Genomic DNA, 14,980 nt, shown 5'->3' with positions numbered 1-14,980 from the left:
CCGCTCCGGTCCAAGGCTCGTCCCGTATGGATCTTCGAGTCAGTGTGAACGTGATTTGCTGCTGTCCGCCTGCCGCTGTGTGTCCTTGGCAGTCAGGCACTCTTCGAAGAAGGCGAGGGCCTTCAGGTGGTAGGCGCGGGCGGCCCAGCCGAGGCTGATGTTGTGGCCGGCCTGCGGCAGGCGGTCGGTGACGATCCGCGGGGCGGCGGACAGCAGCGCGGCCAGGTCGGCGAGGTCGTTCTCGCCGTGGCACCACCATGCTTCATGTTCGGCGAAAGTGAGCCGAACGGGGACGCGGACGCGCGGCAGGATGGCAGCCGAGAGGCGCAACCAGCCGGCCACGGTGCTGGTCTCACGTGCAGGCATGGGCGCTACCACGGACTGGCTTGCCCGGAATGTCTCCGGTGGATACAAGCTCAGCGGCCCCCAGTTCAGTCGCCGCAGGCTCCCCCTCCCCCCACGGTCAGAGCCGGTGAGGCTGGTGCTCGCGGCCAGTCGGCGCCCGCACCCGGAGACGTCCAGGCCCAGCAGGTCCGTGTCCCAGTCGGCAACGGCGGCGAAGGCCACCTTCGCCCCGAACGAATGCGCCAGCATGAACGTGCCTGCACCAGGTGCACGGCGTGCGGTAAACGCCTGGACGGCGCAGCGCACGGTGGCTGCCTGCGTGGTCAGCCGTTGCCCTTCGGGCAGGTGTGCGGCCGAGGCGCCATAGCCGGGACGGTCCAGCGCCAGCACCGTGTAGCCCAGGCGCGCGCCCAGCGCCAATAAGGACACGTCCGGATGCGCCTGTCCGTCGAAATACCCGGCGTTCATACCACCACCGTGCAAAGCGATGATCACTGCACGTGGAGTCTCCTGGGCTGGTTCACTGCACAGGCCGGACAAGGAGATGCCACCCGCATCCAGGGTGATCGGATGGACGCCGGGGGAGCTGCCCCATTGACACGGCTCCGCAGCAGCCGCCGATCTCATCGCAGCGCGCGGCATGGCAGGTACGTCAACCATCAGGAACCGTCCATCCTCCATCATGGTCACAAAGGGCAAGCCCGCGAACTCCTCAGCCGGGGTTGGAACAGCACCGTCGTCCGTCTGCTCGGGCGCGGGCCGGGTCACGTCGTTCGCAGGCCCGGTGCTCATCCTGCGTGCCCCGGCAGCGCTCAGCTACCCGAGCCCTCCGTAAGGAGCAACTCGCAGCTCGGTCAGGAGCCAGGAGGCTCTAAGCCTTGATCGGTGCGGCCGACCTGGCGGCCTGCTCGATCTTCGCGCAGTAGGCTGCACGGGCTTCCTCGTCGATCTGCTTCTCGTGTTCGGGGCGCACCCCGGTTCGGCCGTCGAGGCCCTCGCGCAGGATATCGGCGTGCCCGGCATGCCGGTTGGACTCGCCGAGGACATGGACCAGGATGGCGAACAGGTTCGTGTTGGGGTCAGGCTCTGGCCACCACGGCACGTGGCCGGGGGCGTCGAGGGGAAGCTCGTTGATCGTCGCGTCCGAGTGTTCCCACGTGCGCCGGTAGAATCCGATGATCTGATCACGGGTCTCGTCCTCGGTCGCCCACTGATCGCTGCCGTCGGAGTCCTGCCACCGGGGCAGCGGTTCCGGGGAAGGGCGGTCGAAGACCTCGCCGAAGTACCTGGCCTCGACGGTGGCCACGTGTTTGACCAGGCCGAGGAGGTTGGTCCCGGTCGCTGTCAAAGGTCGGCGGGCGTCGTACTCGGACAAGCCGTCGAGTTTCCAGAGCAACGCTGTGCGGTCCCGCCGAAGTCGCCCATGCAGGTTGTCTTTCGCGAATTCATCGATCATGCGGCATGAGCCTGCCATGGGCTGTTCGTGGTCTCAAGATCCCGTACGTGGGTCCGCCACGACTGGCAGAGCCGAGGCCTGGCCATGGCCGCCGTCTGACCTGCTACCAGTAGCTCGCGAAACCTGCCGCGTGAGACGACCTCCAACTGATCGTTCCAGAATGAGGTTCGTAGGCGGTGGAGCAGCTGAGGCTTCCAGCTGGTTCGAGCGGGACCAGAACGCCTGGGCCTGACGCAGCGCGGCATCGACCAGTCCTTCGAGGGCCTCTCGCTGTACTTCGCCGCCGTTCACCAGTCGGTCGAAGACCAGTCCGTCGATGCAGGTCAGGGGAGAGAGGAGTCTGCGGTTCCAGAACACGCAACGCAGCTCGTGCCGGCACTCCTCCTTCCGTCCGTGCCAGCGACTCCAGCGCGTCGCGGTCGGCGCGCGCGCACGCCTCATGCAACTCGGCGGTGAGATCGAGTCCGATCTCCTGACCGACCCAGTCCGCGATGACGAGCGCGTCCGCCACGACAGCCGCATCGGCGGCAATCTCCGGCCCCAGCAGGGGAAGCCCGCCGTCATTGGCCCCATGGGCGAGCGGCAGGGCCGGAGCCACCCTGATCGGGTGACATCCGGTTCGGTTGTCTGCGGCGTCCGCGCCGGGTGGAGCCAGGCCTGGGGCACGGCCGCACCTCAGGCGGCTGTCGCCGCGGCCGTTCCGCTCCTGGGCGTCGTGGCCGCCCAAGAGGTGCTGCCGCTGTTCGAAGCCATCGACCGGCGGTCCTTGAAGCCGTCCGCCGAGGCGATCGCCGAGGTGACGAGTCTGCTCGCGCCCGGAGACAGCCGCCGCTGAACCAGGTCTGGGCGAGCGCTTGGTGGCTCGCGGCCCCGAGGCAGGCTGAGCTGCAGAGGCCGGCCCGGCCGGGTGAGCCCGGCCCGGATCGCCAGCCACTCCGGACCGATGTCTGGCTGCGGAGCGGTTCGCGCACCGCCGCGCCGGCCTCGCCGCCTTCGGCAACGGTCATCTCCAGACAGCGCCGGTGCAGCTTGCCCCAGCGGTCATCTACGAACGAAGGGAAGATCAACACGCCACGCCGTCAGACGCCCGACCAGCCACGGCAGATCAGTCCGTCGCCTCGCGGACGTCCTTTCCCTGCTCGGCGAACGCCTTGAAGTCCTGCATGTGCTGTTGTGACTGCTTGCGGAAGGCGCCGGGCATCAGAAGTCCCACCAGCTTCATCAGAAAGCCGCTGAACCGGTACTCGTTCTCGCTCTCCCAGAGCGTCGTTTCCGGGCCGGCTTCGGTCAGCCGGTCGCGCACGGCGCTCCACATGCCCTCGCCGACGATCTCGCGGTCGAAGTGGACGACGCTCGTTTTCGGGATCTCGCGCAGGTCTGCCGGTTCCCGGCGCGTGATGGTCTCGGTGCACTCGATCTTCTGCCGGCCCATCTGCATCACGACCCGCGACTTGGTGCCGGGCTGCCCGTGCTCCCCACTCAGCGGCTCGTGCAGCACCAGGCCCCGCAGCCATTTCGGCAGGTGTGCCGGGTCGGCGAGCAGCTGGACCACCTTCTCCCGCGGCTGGGCGATCTCGATGGAGACGGTGTATTTCATGGTGCGCATCATTTCCTTCGGGACAACGTGCTTTTGTACTGCTCGTCGTGCTCCTCGGCTGAGGGCACTGCATTCTGTGTCCGGTAAAGTACCGGGTAGCGAGGTACGGGGCGTGTAGCTCCGTTGCCTCTGCCTGTCGGCCCTGTACGCCGAGCAGCCCTGCTCACTCCCGCGCGCAGAACCACTCCCCGTGGCCGGCCCAGAACTTCACCTTCTCGGCCGGCCGAGTTCGAGAAGTCGAAAAGCCGCGCGCGTGCAGTACGCCTACGGTGACCGGACCGCCGTCGACGCCGTAACCGACTGGCACGAGGCGCGTGTCGTGCGGAGGGGTGGCGGGTGGCAGGCGCAACTCCCGGACGACGCTCCTGCGGGCACGTTCGTGCACCTGCGCGTCACCCTCGCCGACGGGCACGGGGCGCGGGTGAGCCAGACCATGGTCCGGGCGTACGAGGTGCGCTGATCCGCGGGGTGGCCCACGGACGCTGTGTGCCCGGCACCCCGAGGTCCTGGGGGCCGGGCACGCGGCTTCGTCGGCCGTCAGGGGCGGGTGGCCGCGATCTCCCGCTTGAGGATCTTGCCTGTGGCGCCCTTGGGGAGCGCGTCCACGAGCCAGATCTCCCGCGGGTACTTGTACGAGGCGAGCTGGCCCTTGACGAACTCCTTCAGCGCCTCGGGCGTCGTCTGCGCACCGGGGCGCAGCGCGACCGCGGCGGCGATCTCCTCGCCGAGGGTGTCGTGCGGCAGCCCGATCACCGCGGCCTCGGCGACGTCGGGGTGCTCGTACAGCACTTCCTCGATCTCGCGCGGGTAGACGTTGTAGCCGCCGCGGATGACGAGGTCCTTCTTGCGGTCGACGATGTAGAAGTAGCCGTCCTCGTCGACACGGCCGAGGTCGCCGGTGTGCAGCCAGCCGTCCTTGATGGTGTCGGCAGTGGCGTCCGGGCGGTTCCAGTAGCCCTTCATGATGTTGTGGCCGCGGACGCAGATCTCGCCGATGCCGTCTTTGACGTCGGTGAGCTTGACCTCGACGCCCTCGATCGGGGTGCCGATCGAGCCGGCCTTGCGGGGGCGGTCCGGGTGGTTGAAGGTGGCGATGGGGGAGGTCTCGGACATGCCGAAGCCCTCCAGGACGGGGCAGCCGAAGGCCTTCTCGAAGCCGTGCAGTACCTCGACGGGCAGCGATGCGCCGCCGGAGACGCAAAGCCGCAGGGTGGGGGCGTCGTACGCGTCGGGCTGCTGGGCGTGCACCCCCAGCATGGCCGCGTACATGGTCGGCACGCCCGCGAACATGGTGACCTGCCGCTGCTGGACGGTCGCCAGCGCGAGGGCGGGCTCGAAGCGCGGGAGCAGGGTGAGGCAGGCACCGACGCTGACGGTGGTGTTCATGGCGACGTTCTGGCCGAACGCGTGGAACAGCGGCAGGCAACCCAGCACCACGTCCTGCGCGGTGAGGTGGAACAGTGGTCCTGTGGCGATCCCGACGTTGCGGCCGAGATTGCTGTGGGTGAGCTCGGCGCCCTTGGGCAGGCCGGTGGTGCCGGAGGTGTAGAGGATGACGGCGGTGTCCTCGTCCGCCCCGACCGTCGTGGTGACGGGGTCTGGGTGGTCGGCGAGCAGCTCGGTGAGCGAGCCGGCGGTGACCGGGACGATCTCGGTGTCCGTGCCCGCGGCCTCCTTGCCGACGGCGGCCTCGTCGGCGACCGGCTCGTAGGCGAAGAGCAGCATCGCGCCGGAGTCCCCGAGGTAGTGGGCGATCTCGCGGGACTTCAGCAGCGGGTTCATCGGGACGACCACGGCACCTGCGCGCAGCGCGCCGTAGTACAGGACCGGGAACTCGAGCAGGTTGGGCAGCATGACGCCGACCCGGTCGCCGGGCTCGACGCCTCGTGCGGTGAGCAGCGCGGCGGTACGGCCGGCGAGGGCGTCGAGCTCGGTGTAGGTCAGCGATCGGTCGCCGAGCTCGATGGCGGTTCTTGGGCCGTGTTCGGCCGCGCTGCGGCTGAGGAAGTCGGCGATGTTCACGGGAGGAGGGTTCCCTTCAGCGGGGGTGGTTCGGACGGGGCCGGACGACCGGCGGCGGGCTGTGGCACGGATGGGACGTCAGCCGCGCAGCGCGGAGGCGAAGATGGCGGGGAGCTTCGCGACACCCGGCGCGGCCGTGAAGCGGGTGACCCGCTCGAGGGTGGCCACGGCGGTGCGGTTGGTGACGAAGTAGGGCGGGCGCGGAGACAGCGACGGGGAGCCGGTGAACAGGCCGCGCGGGGCGGGCGCGAAGGGCGCGCGCAGCACAGTCTTCTCGATGTCCTCGTCCGCGAGCATGAATGCGTTGTGGACGAAGCCGATGCCGCTGCCGATGTCCTGGCGGGTGTGGCCGGGGTAGGCGCCCCAGGGGGTGTAGCCGAGCAGGAAGCCGATCGCGGACCAGCAGTTGACGCCGAGGGTGCCGTAGCGCAGGTCGGCGACGGCCGCGTCGACCGCGGCGCGGTGGGTCTTCTCGGTCTTGGGGTGCACCAAGAGGGTCGCGCCGAGGGTGCCGGGGAGCTTGTCGTTGGCGAAGTCGGCGGCCTCGCGGAGGAAGGCGTCGGGGGTGTCGCCGGCGAGCCGTACGACGCCCAGGGCACTGGCGAAGACCTCTGCCTCGAGCATCATGTCGCCCCTGGCCACGTCCGGGACCAGGATCCGGCATGCGCCGTCGCCGTGGGCCTCGGCCTCCGGGTGGGCCTCGAGCACGGCGCCCAGGCGCTGGTCGGCTCCCGGATAGTAGTCGGAGCGGGCGGGAAGTTCGCCCAGCACCCGGCGGATCTGGGCCAGCAGCCGCTCGGTTCCGTCCCAGGCGCGGGGCAGAACCACGATCTGGCTGGCGACGCAGTTGTGGCCGGAGTTGTTCATCTTGCTGGTGACGATGTGCTCGGCCTGGAAACGGTAGTCCGCCTCGCTCCACGGCCCCGGCACCACGATGCAGGGGCTGACGCCGCCCAGCTCGCTGCTGAACGGCTTGCCGTTGAGCGGGGTGTCGGCCTCGCGGCGGACGGCGGCCTGCTCATCGGTGCCCCAGACGATGGCGTCGTGGGTGCGGTCGCTGCCGGTGACATGAATGGTGTCCACGCCGTCGTGGGCGGCGAGGTGGGCGCCCTCGGCGGCGCCGCCGTCGACGAAGCGCACCCAGCCCCGCTCGGTGAACTCGGCGAAGACTGCTTCGAAGTGGGGGCGGAGGTAGGCGTTGACCGGATTCATCTTGGCGATGACGACCTGGCCGTCGACGTAGAGCTTGTGCAGGATGTCCAGCGCGGTGATGGCCGCGACGTTGCCCGCACCCAGAACCAGAGCGACGGCGGGGCTGCCGGGCCGGTCGCGGTACTCGCCGGCGGCCCGCTCCCTCACCTGTTCCGCGGTGGTGCCGGGCCGGGTCCACACTTGTGCGGTGAAGCCGTTCAGCAGCAGGGTGTCCCAGCCGGCGGCCGGGAAGACGTCGACGAGGGTGCGGCCGTCCCGCTCGTGTACGGCGCCGGCGTCGAGCGGCTCCTTGCCCGCCGCGATCCGGCGCAGTACCCGCAGATAGGCGCTCGTGGTCTGGGCCAGCGCCCACGGGGCACCGGTCCAGTCCTCGGCCGCCCACGGGGAGTCGGCACCGTATCCCTTGGCGCGGGCGGCCGCCTCGACCATGTCCTCGGCGCCGTCGGCGATCCGTGGCAGCATCCGCTCCAGCAGCGCGATCCGTTCGGCGAGGGGTGTGGCGGTCCAGGAGTGGGCTCCGTCGCGCAGTTCGGCGACGGCACGGTCCAGCGGCTCGGTGTCGAGGGCGAGTTCGGTCATGATCGGCTCCTTGGACCTCGGAGGGCGTTGGGGGACGGCGGGGGTTGGGGCCCGGGACGGCTCGGCGCGCCCCGGGCGGGTCGGTTCGTCAGGCGCCGGTACGCGCCTTGTCGCGGGCCGGGTCGATCAGCGTGCAGGCGGCGACGGCGCCGAGCAGAAGCAGGACCGCGGAGGCCACGACTGCGTTCTGATAGCCCCCGTCCCCCTGGCTGTCGACCATGCGGCCGACCACGGTCGGTGCGATCAGGCCCGCGGTGGTCACCACGGCATTCATCGTGCCGAGGGCACCGCCGCGTCGTGCGGGCGGGGCGAGCTCGGCGACGGTGGTGATCGCGACGGTCGCGAAGGAACCGCTGATGCCGAGGCCGGCGACGAGCAGCGCTGTCTTCGGCCCGGTTCCGTCCACGAGGGGCATGACGAGGAAGCACAGCGCACCGAGGAACAGCAGCCCGGCGCCGACCCTGCCGCGCGCCCAACGGCTGGCCACCCCACGGCGCATGAGCCACCCGGTGAGCGCGGCCTGGCCGAGCAGCGTCACGGCACCGACCGCCCAAGGGACGGCCACCAGCGTGCCGGCGGTGGCGGAGGAGTGGTCGAGACCGTTCTTCAGGTAGGACGGCAGCCAGACGAGCATCAGCGCCACGGCCCAGTAGCTGGTGAAGTAGGCGATGGTGGCGCCCGTCCAGGTGCGGCTGGTGAAGATCCGCCGGTAGGCGGGCCACCCCGGGGAGTCGGCGGACGTGGCCGGGGAGTCGGCGTACGTGGCCGCGGAGCCCTCGGCCGGGGTGGCGGAGCCGGCGTCGCGGTAACGGCCGTCGGCACCGAACACGAACCACGCCACGGCCCACACCAGACCCACGGACGCGACCACCCAGAGGGCGGAACGCCAGCCATGGTTGGTGATGACCCAGGTCAGACCGGGCGCCGCGGTGATCACGCCCAGAGTGACGCCGAGGGTGACCAGCGCCCCGGGCAGATTGCGCTTGTGGTCGGGGAACCAGGACAGTGCGGCCTGCTGGGCAACGGGGAACGCGGGACCCTCGGCGGCGCCGAGCACGATCCTGGTGCCGATCAGCACGGCCAGACCACCGCCGAGGGCGGCAGGCACTTGGGCCACCGACCACAGGAGGGCCATGGTCAGCAGCAGCCACTTCAGGGGCACGCGGTCGGCCAGCATCCCCACCGCGACAGCGGCCACCGAGAACAGCAGGAAGAAGGCACTGTTCGCCAGTCCGAAGTCGGTGGCGGACAGGCCGAGATCGGCCCGGATCTCGTCCGCCGCGAGACCGAAAACGGCCTTGTCGGCGAAGTTGATCATCATGAAGACCACCAGCAGGCCGGTGACGATCCAGGCGCGGGCGCCGGGGTCGTGAACTGCCTGGTTGGCCTGGGCGAGTTGTCTGGCCGGGGTGTCGGCGGCAGTCACGGGTACCTCCGGAGATGAGGATGACAGGCGCGTGTGCGTACGGGCGCGGCACATCCGGCGCCCCTGGGGAACGGGGCGCTACGGATGGCCGGGATGCGCCCGGCCGGCACAGCGGCGCCGGGTGGTACGGCGAGTGAGGGCGGTACGGTGCGCGGACGGGCGGCGACACCGGGCGGGGCGGGGAGCGATGCGGCTCGGACCGCGCCACCCGACGGCCGCGGCACACAGGGAGTGTTCGGAACGGGCCCTGTGGTTCAGGAGAGCGGCACGCCCGCGACCGCGATGCGTTCCATGACCCGGGGGAGCGGGAAGTAGTCGTTGATCGCGTAGTGCTGGACCGCGATGTTGTCCCAGATCGCGATGGAGTCGGGCTGCCAGTGGAAGCGGACCTGGTACTCGGGGATACGGGCCTGCAGGACGAGCGTGTCGAGCAGCTCGCGGTTCTCCTCCTCCGGCAGGCCGACGATCCGCGTGGTGAAGGGCTCGTTGACGTAGAGCGTCTTCCGGCCGGACACCGGGTGGCGGACGACCACCGGGTGCTCCACAGGTTCCAGGGTCTGCCGGAAGTGGGCGATCTGCTCCTCGGTCATCGTCGCGCCCCAGCTGGGCACCCAGTCGTGTACCGCGGTGAGCCCCTCGATGCGGGCCTTCATGTCCTCGGAGAGGTTGTCGTAGGCAGCGCCCATGTCCGCCCACATGGTATCGCCGCCGGCGGGCGGCACCTCGACCGCGCGCAGCACGGAACCCAGGGCGGGAGCGGCCATGAAGGAGTGGTCGCTGTGCCAGATGTTCTCCTGTCCGACGGCCATGGCATCCTTGGCCAGCCGCGAGACACCAACCGTCTCGCTCTTGGGGAAGAACGGGTTCACCTCGGGCTCGCCCCACACTCCCGCGAGCGCGACGTGGTTGTCGTGGGTGAACCCGTGCTGGTCGCGGAAGTAGACCACCTTCCACTCCAGCAGCGCCTGCCGCAGCTCGGCGGCGAGCTCGTCGCTGATCGGCCGGCTGAGGTCGACCCCGCCGAGCTCGGCCCCGATGTGCGGGGTGAGCGGCGAGATCTCCAGAAGCTTGTACTCGGGCTGGGGCGTGCCCGGCGCCATGCGCTCCAGAGCGCGGCGCCCATAGTGCAGCAGGGGCTTGTCGAGGACCGGCTTCGGGTCCGTGACGGGCGTTGCCATGAGGTTCCTCCGCGGTAGCGACCAGATTTCGTTACCGGAAGTATCGATATTGAGCCGCGTCACGGCAAGGGTCTGCGCACATCAATTTCCGGACCCGGGAGGAACCCGCCCCCAGTCAGGAAGAAACATCCACCGCGGACCCGGGGCAGTCACCGGCGAGCAGCAGTTGCCCGGGACGCCTAAGCAACGAGGAGTGGGGTGAGACCCGGCGCCGACCGCCGGAGTGAGGCCGACGCCGGCGTGATCGCGGGGATGAGCCGACCCCGATTCATCCGGTCACCCAACGGCACCACCGACGAGGCGTACGGCGGTTCCCCTCGCCGACCCTCGGTGAAGGGGCGCATCCGCGACGTCCGGTGCCGACGAGACCTTTGGGTGTCCGCCAAGGACTTCACCCTCGAGACATACCGGAACGTCCTGCGGTCCACCGCGGAGGGCGGCCAGGACATGCTGGGGATGCTGGCCGACTCCGCGGCCGTTTCGCTCGGGACGGTCGTGCTGACCCTCGCCGCCGCTGTGCCCGGCGCCCGCGGTTGGAGTTCGACGTGTCGCACGCCGTCGTGCTCGCCGCCGACCTGGAGCCGCGCCACGCGCGCTCGGCCGTCCTCGACCTGGCGGGCAACGTGCTCGCTGAGGACACCGCGCCGCTGGTCCTGGAAGACGGGCCCGAGGTCGTACTGGACCAACTGGCGCGTGGATTCGGCCCTCTGCCGGCCAAGGCGGGCCTCGCCCCGGAGGAGGTGTGCGGCGTCGGTCTCTCGGTGGCCGGCCCGGTCGACTTCGAGATCGGGCAGGTGGTCCAGCCCCCGCTCATGCCCCGCTGGGACCGCTTCCCGATCGCGGAGCGATTCCGCGAAGCATTCGCCACCCATGTCGGCGGAGCCGTCGTGGGCGGCCTCCCGGTACTGGTGGACAACGACGCCGATCTCATGGCCTACGGGGAGCAGCGCCACAGCTTTCCTGACTGCAAAGCCTTCGTCCTGGTCAAGGCGTCCACCGGCATCGGAGCCGGTGTGGTGATCGGCGGCAACATCTACCGCGGCATCGACGGAGGCGCCGGCGACATCGGCCACATCCGGCTCCACGACCGGCACGACGCGCTGTGCGGCTGCGGTTCCTACGGCTGCCTCGGCGCGGTCGCCGGCGGTGGGGCGCTCGCCGCCCAACTCACCGCCGGAGGCCTGCCCACCGCTTCCGGACCCGGAGTCCGCGAACATCTGGCGGCCGGGCAGCCCGAGGCCGTACGGCTCGCCCGGGAGGCCGGCAAGCGCGTCGGCGAAGTTCTGGTCACCGTCGTCACGCTGCTCAACCCGGGCGTGCTCGTGATCGCCGGCGACCTCGCCTCCACGCCGTTCGTCACCGGAGTGCGCGAACTCCTCTACCAGCGGGCCATGCCCCGCACCACCGCCCACCTGCAAGTGGTCACCTCCACACTGGGTGACCGCGCCGACCTCGCCGGCGCAGCCGCGATGGTCGTGGAGCACTTGTACGCGCCCGACCGGGCCGATGCCCGTCTCGCAGAACTCGGAGGGACACCGTGACCAACCTGCTGCCGGGCTCCGCCCCCGCGGACGGAGCCGCCTGGACCACCAGGCCGGTACGAATCGGCCTGGTGGGCGCCGGGCCGTGGGCGCGGGCGATGCATGCCCGGATGCTCGCGACCGGCCCGGAGACCGAACTCGCCGCCGTATGGGCGCGCCGTACGACGGCCGCGGAAGAACTGGCGCCCTCCCACGGCTCGGTGGCGGCAGCATCCTTCCCCGACCTGCTCGAACGATGCGAGGCGGTGGCCTTCGCCGTACGCCGGCGGTACAGGCGGAGCTGGCTCCGATCGCGGCGCGAGCCGGAAGGGCCGTACTGCTGGAGAAGCCACTGGGCCCGGACCTCGCCACTGCCCGGATGGTCGCCGACGCCGTCGCCGAGGCGGGGGTCGTCTCCCAATTGGTGCTGACCAAGCGCTACCACCCCCAGACCCGCCGGTTCCTGCAACTGGCCGCGAGGCTGGAGGTGACCGGTGCCCGGTCCTGCTATCTCCACGGTGCTTTCCTCGGCGGCGAGTTCGCCACCTCCTGGCGCCTGGAACACGGGGCGCTGCTGGACCTCGGCCCTCACTTGCTCGACCTCCTCGACGTGGCGGTGGGGCCGATCGCCCACATACGTGCCGCCGGTGACCCGAGGAGGTGGATCGAGCTGACCTGTGAGCACACCAACGGCGCGATCAGCCAAGCCTCCCTTTCCGGCTCCGTCCGCCTGCCGCGCGCCCGGACGCAAATCAAACTGTTCGGCAACGGGGACGAGCTCGTGTACGACACGGCCGGCATCGACCACGAGGAGTGCTGGCCGGTGTTGCGACGGGAGTTCGCCCAAGCGGTCCGCTCGGGACGGCCGACCGAGGTGGACGCGCGCCGCGGCCTGCGGCTCCAGGAGTTGATGGCGGGGGTCCTCGACGGCGGGTGAGGCATCAGCTCCCCGACATGACCGGGACCTGTTCCGTGGCCGCCCAGATGGTGTCCCAGTCGTCGATCGGTCTCACCTGGCTGGACAGTGATCGCCGGTACATCTTCGTCATGGTGACGGCCGGTCGCAGCCGCACGGACCGGCCGTCAGAAAGCGGAGGTCGGGGCTCCGGCGTGAACGCCGCTCGTACCGGGGGTCGGATCCGGTCGCTGGCCCTCTCTCGCAGCGGCCCCTTGTGCCGCTGCGGACATCCGTGGGGAGTCGCGCAGCGGCACCGGCGGGATCACCCGGTCAGGACCCGGCCGGTACTCAGCGGGGGAGCCGCTCCAGCAAGGCAGCGAAGTCGGTCCCGGCAGGCAGCGTGCCGAAGGCCAGGCCCTGGTCCCCTGCGAGGCGGGACGCGCAGAACGCGTCCGCGACGGCTGCCGGGGCGTGGCGGACGAGCAAGGAGCCCTGCAGGACCAGCGCAGCGCGTTCGATGAGGCGGCGGGCCCGCAGCGGAGCGTCCTCGGTGAGGACGAGGTCGCCCTTCAGTTCGTGCCAGGCCGCGTCCAGACGGCTGTCGGCGCCGGTGGCCGCCTCTATCTCGGTGTGGAAGGCGTCGAGGGAATCGGGCTCGCGGGTGAGGGCGCGCAGCATGTCGAGGGCATTGACGTTGCCTGAGCCCTCCCAGATGCCGTTCAGCGGGGCCTCCCGGTAGAGGCGCGGCATACCGGACGCCTCGTCGTAGCCGTTCCCGCCGAGGCATTCCAGCGCCTCGGCGACCGCGACGGGCTGGCGCTTGCACACCCAGTACTTGCCGACAGCGGTCGCGAGCCTCAAAAAGGCACGCTCCTGTGCGTCGCCGCGCTGTGCCCGGTCGGCGGCACCTGCCAGGCGCAGGGCGAGGGTGGTGGCGGCTTCCGACTCGAGGCTCAGGTCGGCGATGACGTTGCGCATCAGCGGCTGGTCGATCAATTTGGCCCCGAATACCGCCCGGTGGCGCACGTGATGCGCGGCCTGGGCGAGCGCGGCGCGGATGCCGGCGGCGGAGCCGAGCACGCAGTCGAGGCGGGTCATGGTGACCATGTCGATGATGGTGCGCACGCCCTTGCCCTCGGCCCCCACGAGCCAGGCCACCGTGTCGTCGAACTCGGGTTCGCTGCTGGCGTTGGAGCGGTTGCCGAGCTTGTCCTTGAGGCGCTGGATACGGAAGGTGTTGCGGCTGCCGTCGGGCAGCACGCGCGGCACCAGGAAGCAGGACAGACCACCGGGGGCCTGAGCGAGCACCAGGAAGAGGTCGTTCATGGGCGCGCTGGTGAACCACTTGTGGCCCCGCAGCCGCCAGGTGCCGTCGGCCTGCTCCGTAGCGGTGGTGGTATTGGCGCGGACATCGGTGCCGCCCTGCTTCTCCGTCATCCCCATGCCGGCGAGCAGGCCGCGCTTTCCGGCGGGTGTGCGCAGACCCGGGTCGTAGACGCGGCTGGTGAGCAGCGGCTCGTACACCTTGGCGAGTTCGGGCGTCGAACGCAGGGCCGGGACGACGGCGTACGTCATGGAGACCGGGCAGAGGTGGCCCTGCTCGACGGTGGTGGCGATCATGAAACTCGCGGCGCGTGCCACATGAGCCCCGGGACGCTCGTCGGCCCAGGCGGCGCCAGCGATGCCCGCGCTCACCGAGGCGTCCATCAGCGAGTGGTACGCGGGGTGGAACTCGACCTCGTCGATGCGGTTGCCGTAGCGGTCATGGGTACGCAGTACGGGCTCGACGCGATTCGCCTGGTCCGCCCAGTGCTGAGCTTCCTCGCTGCCGGCGAACCGCCCGAAGCGGTGCAGGTCGTCGAGATGCCATTCGGCGCCTTCGCGGCACACGCCCTCGATCAGCACCGGGTCGTCGGCGACGTCGTGACCGGTCAGCGGTGGGGGTTGGTTGGTCACGTCGTGCGTGGCGGCTGTCGGGTTGCTGTGTGGTGCGGTGGATGCGGTCATGGGCTTTCCCTCCGGGCGGTGGGTCGGGTCACGGTTGCGGGGATGCGGCCGCGCGTGCGGCCCCCGCGCAACGCAGTGTCATGGCGGTGAGTTCGGCGAGGAGCATGTCGGTGTCGGCGTCCTCCGGCGTGTCGAGCGGCGCGACCAGGACCTCACCGATCGCGCCCGTGAGGGCGGCGGCCGTGACTACCGCGTTCTGGGGTGGCAGGAGTCCGTCCGCCATCCCCTCGCCGACCACATCGGCGAACAGGGCGCGATAGCGGAGCCGGAAGTCGAGGCGTTCGGCGCCGACCGCCGGCTCGGCCGGGGCGGCGAGCAGTGCGTAGGCAAGACCACGGTTCTCCAGGGCACGGCCGGCGAACACCCGGACGCCGGCGACGAGGCGTTCGACCGGGGTCCCGGAGCCGTGCAGCACCTCGCCGAGCACCTCCACCTCGCGCCCCGCCGCGCGCCGGAACACCTCGACGGCGAGTGCCGTCTTGGACGCGAAGTGCTGGTAGACCGAGCCGGCCGAGATGCCGGCCGCCTCGGCGACCGCCGATACGGAGGCATGCGCCCAGCCCGCCTCGGCGACGACCTCGGTGGCACGGGCGACGAGGTGTTCCCGGGCGGCTTCCAGACGGCGAATTTCGGCTGGGGTCTTGCGGTAGGCCATGAAAGAAGTGAACCATCATTCATAGTTTCCCGACAAGGCCGGTGTCACCGGCTCGGAACCTGGAGAACGTGTGCACCTCTGTGCC

At 70.5% G+C, this 14,980-nt stretch carries 12 protein-coding genes and 2 pseudogenes; 4 read left to right on the top strand and 10 right to left on the bottom strand.

Annotation, left to right across the window (positions count from 1 at the left end; genetic code table 11):
- Window positions 1-39: 39 nt before the first annotated feature.
- The 3 genes and pseudogenes from GLX30_RS03225 to GLX30_RS34940 form a co-directional block, all read right to left on the bottom strand.
- On the bottom strand, window positions 40-972 hold the full coding sequence (locus GLX30_RS03225; RefSeq protein WP_159694831.1) for an alpha/beta fold hydrolase: 933 nt from the start codon (window positions 970-972) through the stop codon (window positions 40-42).
- Between the two features lie 244 nt (window positions 973-1,216).
- A complete protein-coding gene (locus GLX30_RS03220; RefSeq protein WP_159683275.1) occupies window positions 1,217-1,801 on the bottom strand; it encodes a DinB family protein in 585 nt (194 codons plus the stop codon).
- 231 nt (window positions 1,802-2,032) lie between these two features.
- Window positions 2,033-2,134, bottom strand: a pseudogene (locus GLX30_RS34940) (TetR family transcriptional regulator); the annotation flags it as partial.
- 274 nt (window positions 2,135-2,408) lie between these two features.
- On the opposite strand from GLX30_RS34940, the gene GLX30_RS03210 reads away from it, so the two are divergent.
- The gene (locus GLX30_RS03210; RefSeq protein WP_159683272.1) at window positions 2,409-2,636 is read left to right on the top strand and encodes a hypothetical protein; all 228 of its coding nucleotides are present in this window, start codon (window positions 2,409-2,411) and stop codon (window positions 2,634-2,636) included.
- 270 nt (window positions 2,637-2,906) lie between these two features.
- Here the strand turns inward: GLX30_RS03210 and GLX30_RS03205 are convergent, their stop codons facing one another.
- A complete protein-coding gene (locus tag GLX30_RS03205) occupies window positions 2,907-3,398 on the bottom strand; it encodes an SRPBCC family protein (protein WP_159683269.1) in 492 nt (163 codons plus the stop codon).
- 253 nt (window positions 3,399-3,651) lie between these two features.
- Here GLX30_RS03205 and GLX30_RS03200 point away from each other — a divergent pair, with 253 nt between their 5' ends.
- A complete protein-coding gene (locus GLX30_RS03200; protein WP_159683266.1) occupies window positions 3,652-3,858 on the top strand; it encodes a hypothetical protein in 207 nt (68 codons plus the stop codon).
- Window positions 3,859-3,935: 77 nt separating this feature from the next.
- Here GLX30_RS03200 and GLX30_RS03195 read toward each other — a convergent pair whose 3' ends face one another.
- The 4 genes from GLX30_RS03195 to GLX30_RS03180 all read right to left on the bottom strand — a co-directional run bounded on the left by GLX30_RS03195 (window position 3,936) and on the right by GLX30_RS03180 (window position 9,815).
- Window positions 3,936-5,420 (bottom strand): long-chain fatty acid--CoA ligase, encoded by a 1,485-nt coding sequence (locus GLX30_RS03195; protein WP_159683263.1) that lies wholly within the window; start codon window positions 5,418-5,420, stop codon window positions 3,936-3,938.
- Between the two features lie 78 nt (window positions 5,421-5,498).
- On the bottom strand, window positions 5,499-7,211 hold the full coding sequence (locus GLX30_RS03190) for an aldehyde dehydrogenase family protein (protein WP_159683260.1): 1,713 nt from the start codon (window positions 7,209-7,211) through the stop codon (window positions 5,499-5,501).
- Between the two features lie 88 nt (window positions 7,212-7,299).
- The gene (locus GLX30_RS03185) at window positions 7,300-8,637 is read right to left on the bottom strand and encodes an MFS transporter (protein WP_244257980.1); all 1,338 of its coding nucleotides are present in this window, start codon (window positions 8,635-8,637) and stop codon (window positions 7,300-7,302) included.
- Between the two features lie 254 nt (window positions 8,638-8,891).
- Complete coding sequence (locus GLX30_RS03180) at window positions 8,892-9,815, bottom strand: TauD/TfdA family dioxygenase (protein ID WP_159683254.1); 924 nt, start codon at window positions 9,813-9,815, stop codon at window positions 8,892-8,894.
- Between the two features lie 371 nt (window positions 9,816-10,186).
- Between GLX30_RS03180 and GLX30_RS03175 the strand changes: the two genes are divergently transcribed.
- Window positions 10,187-11,356 carry an ROK family protein gene (locus GLX30_RS03175; protein ID WP_244257979.1) on the top strand — a complete coding sequence of 390 codons (1,170 nt, stop codon included), beginning with the start codon at window positions 10,187-10,189 and terminating at the stop codon, window positions 11,354-11,356.
- A gap of 98 nt (window positions 11,357-11,454) precedes the next feature.
- Window positions 11,455-12,272 (top strand): annotated as a pseudogene (locus tag GLX30_RS03170) (Gfo/Idh/MocA family oxidoreductase).
- A 309-nt stretch (window positions 12,273-12,581) separates the two neighbouring features.
- On the opposite strand, the gene GLX30_RS03165 reads toward GLX30_RS03170, so the two are convergent.
- Together GLX30_RS03165 and GLX30_RS03160 are read right to left on the bottom strand one after the other, a co-directional pair.
- Window positions 12,582-14,240 (bottom strand): acyl-CoA dehydrogenase family protein, encoded by a 1,659-nt coding sequence (locus tag GLX30_RS03165; protein ID WP_159683249.1) that lies wholly within the window; start codon window positions 14,238-14,240, stop codon window positions 12,582-12,584.
- A 28-nt stretch (window positions 14,241-14,268) separates the two neighbouring features.
- Window positions 14,269-14,895 (bottom strand): TetR/AcrR family transcriptional regulator, encoded by a 627-nt coding sequence (locus GLX30_RS03160; RefSeq protein ID WP_159683246.1) that lies wholly within the window; start codon window positions 14,893-14,895, stop codon window positions 14,269-14,271.
- Window positions 14,896-14,980 lie beyond the last annotated feature (85 nt).

This window comes from Streptomyces sp. Tu 2975 (assembly GCF_009832925.1).
Taxonomy (GTDB): domain Bacteria; phylum Actinomycetota; class Actinomycetes; order Streptomycetales; family Streptomycetaceae; genus Streptomyces.
This window is presented reverse-complemented; position numbering and strand designations above follow the sequence as displayed.

Bases quoted from the DNA above. Each gene is read 5' to 3' on its own strand.
- GLX30_RS03225 (WP_159694831.1), bottom strand. From the start codon at position 972: ATGAGATCGGCGGCTGCTGCGGAGCCGTGTCAATGGGGCAGCTCCCCC.
- GLX30_RS03220 (WP_159683275.1), bottom strand. From the start codon at position 1,801: ATGATCGATGAATTCGCGAAAGACAACCTGCATGGGCGACTTCGGCGG.
- GLX30_RS03205 (WP_159683269.1), bottom strand. From the start codon at position 3,398: ATGAAATACACCGTCTCCATCGAGATCGCCCAGCCGCGGGAGAAGGTG.
- GLX30_RS03190 (WP_159683260.1), bottom strand. From the start codon at position 7,211: ATGACCGAACTCGCCCTCGACACCGAGCCGCTGGACCGTGCCGTCGCC.
- GLX30_RS03180 (WP_159683254.1), bottom strand. From the start codon at position 9,815: ATGGCAACGCCCGTCACGGACCCGAAGCCGGTCCTCGACAAGCCCCTG.
- GLX30_RS03165 (WP_159683249.1), bottom strand. From the start codon at position 14,240: ATGACCGCATCCACCGCACCACACAGCAACCCGACAGCCGCCACGCAC.
- GLX30_RS03160 (WP_159683246.1), bottom strand. From the start codon at position 14,895: ATGGCCTACCGCAAGACCCCAGCCGAAATTCGCCGTCTGGAAGCCGCC.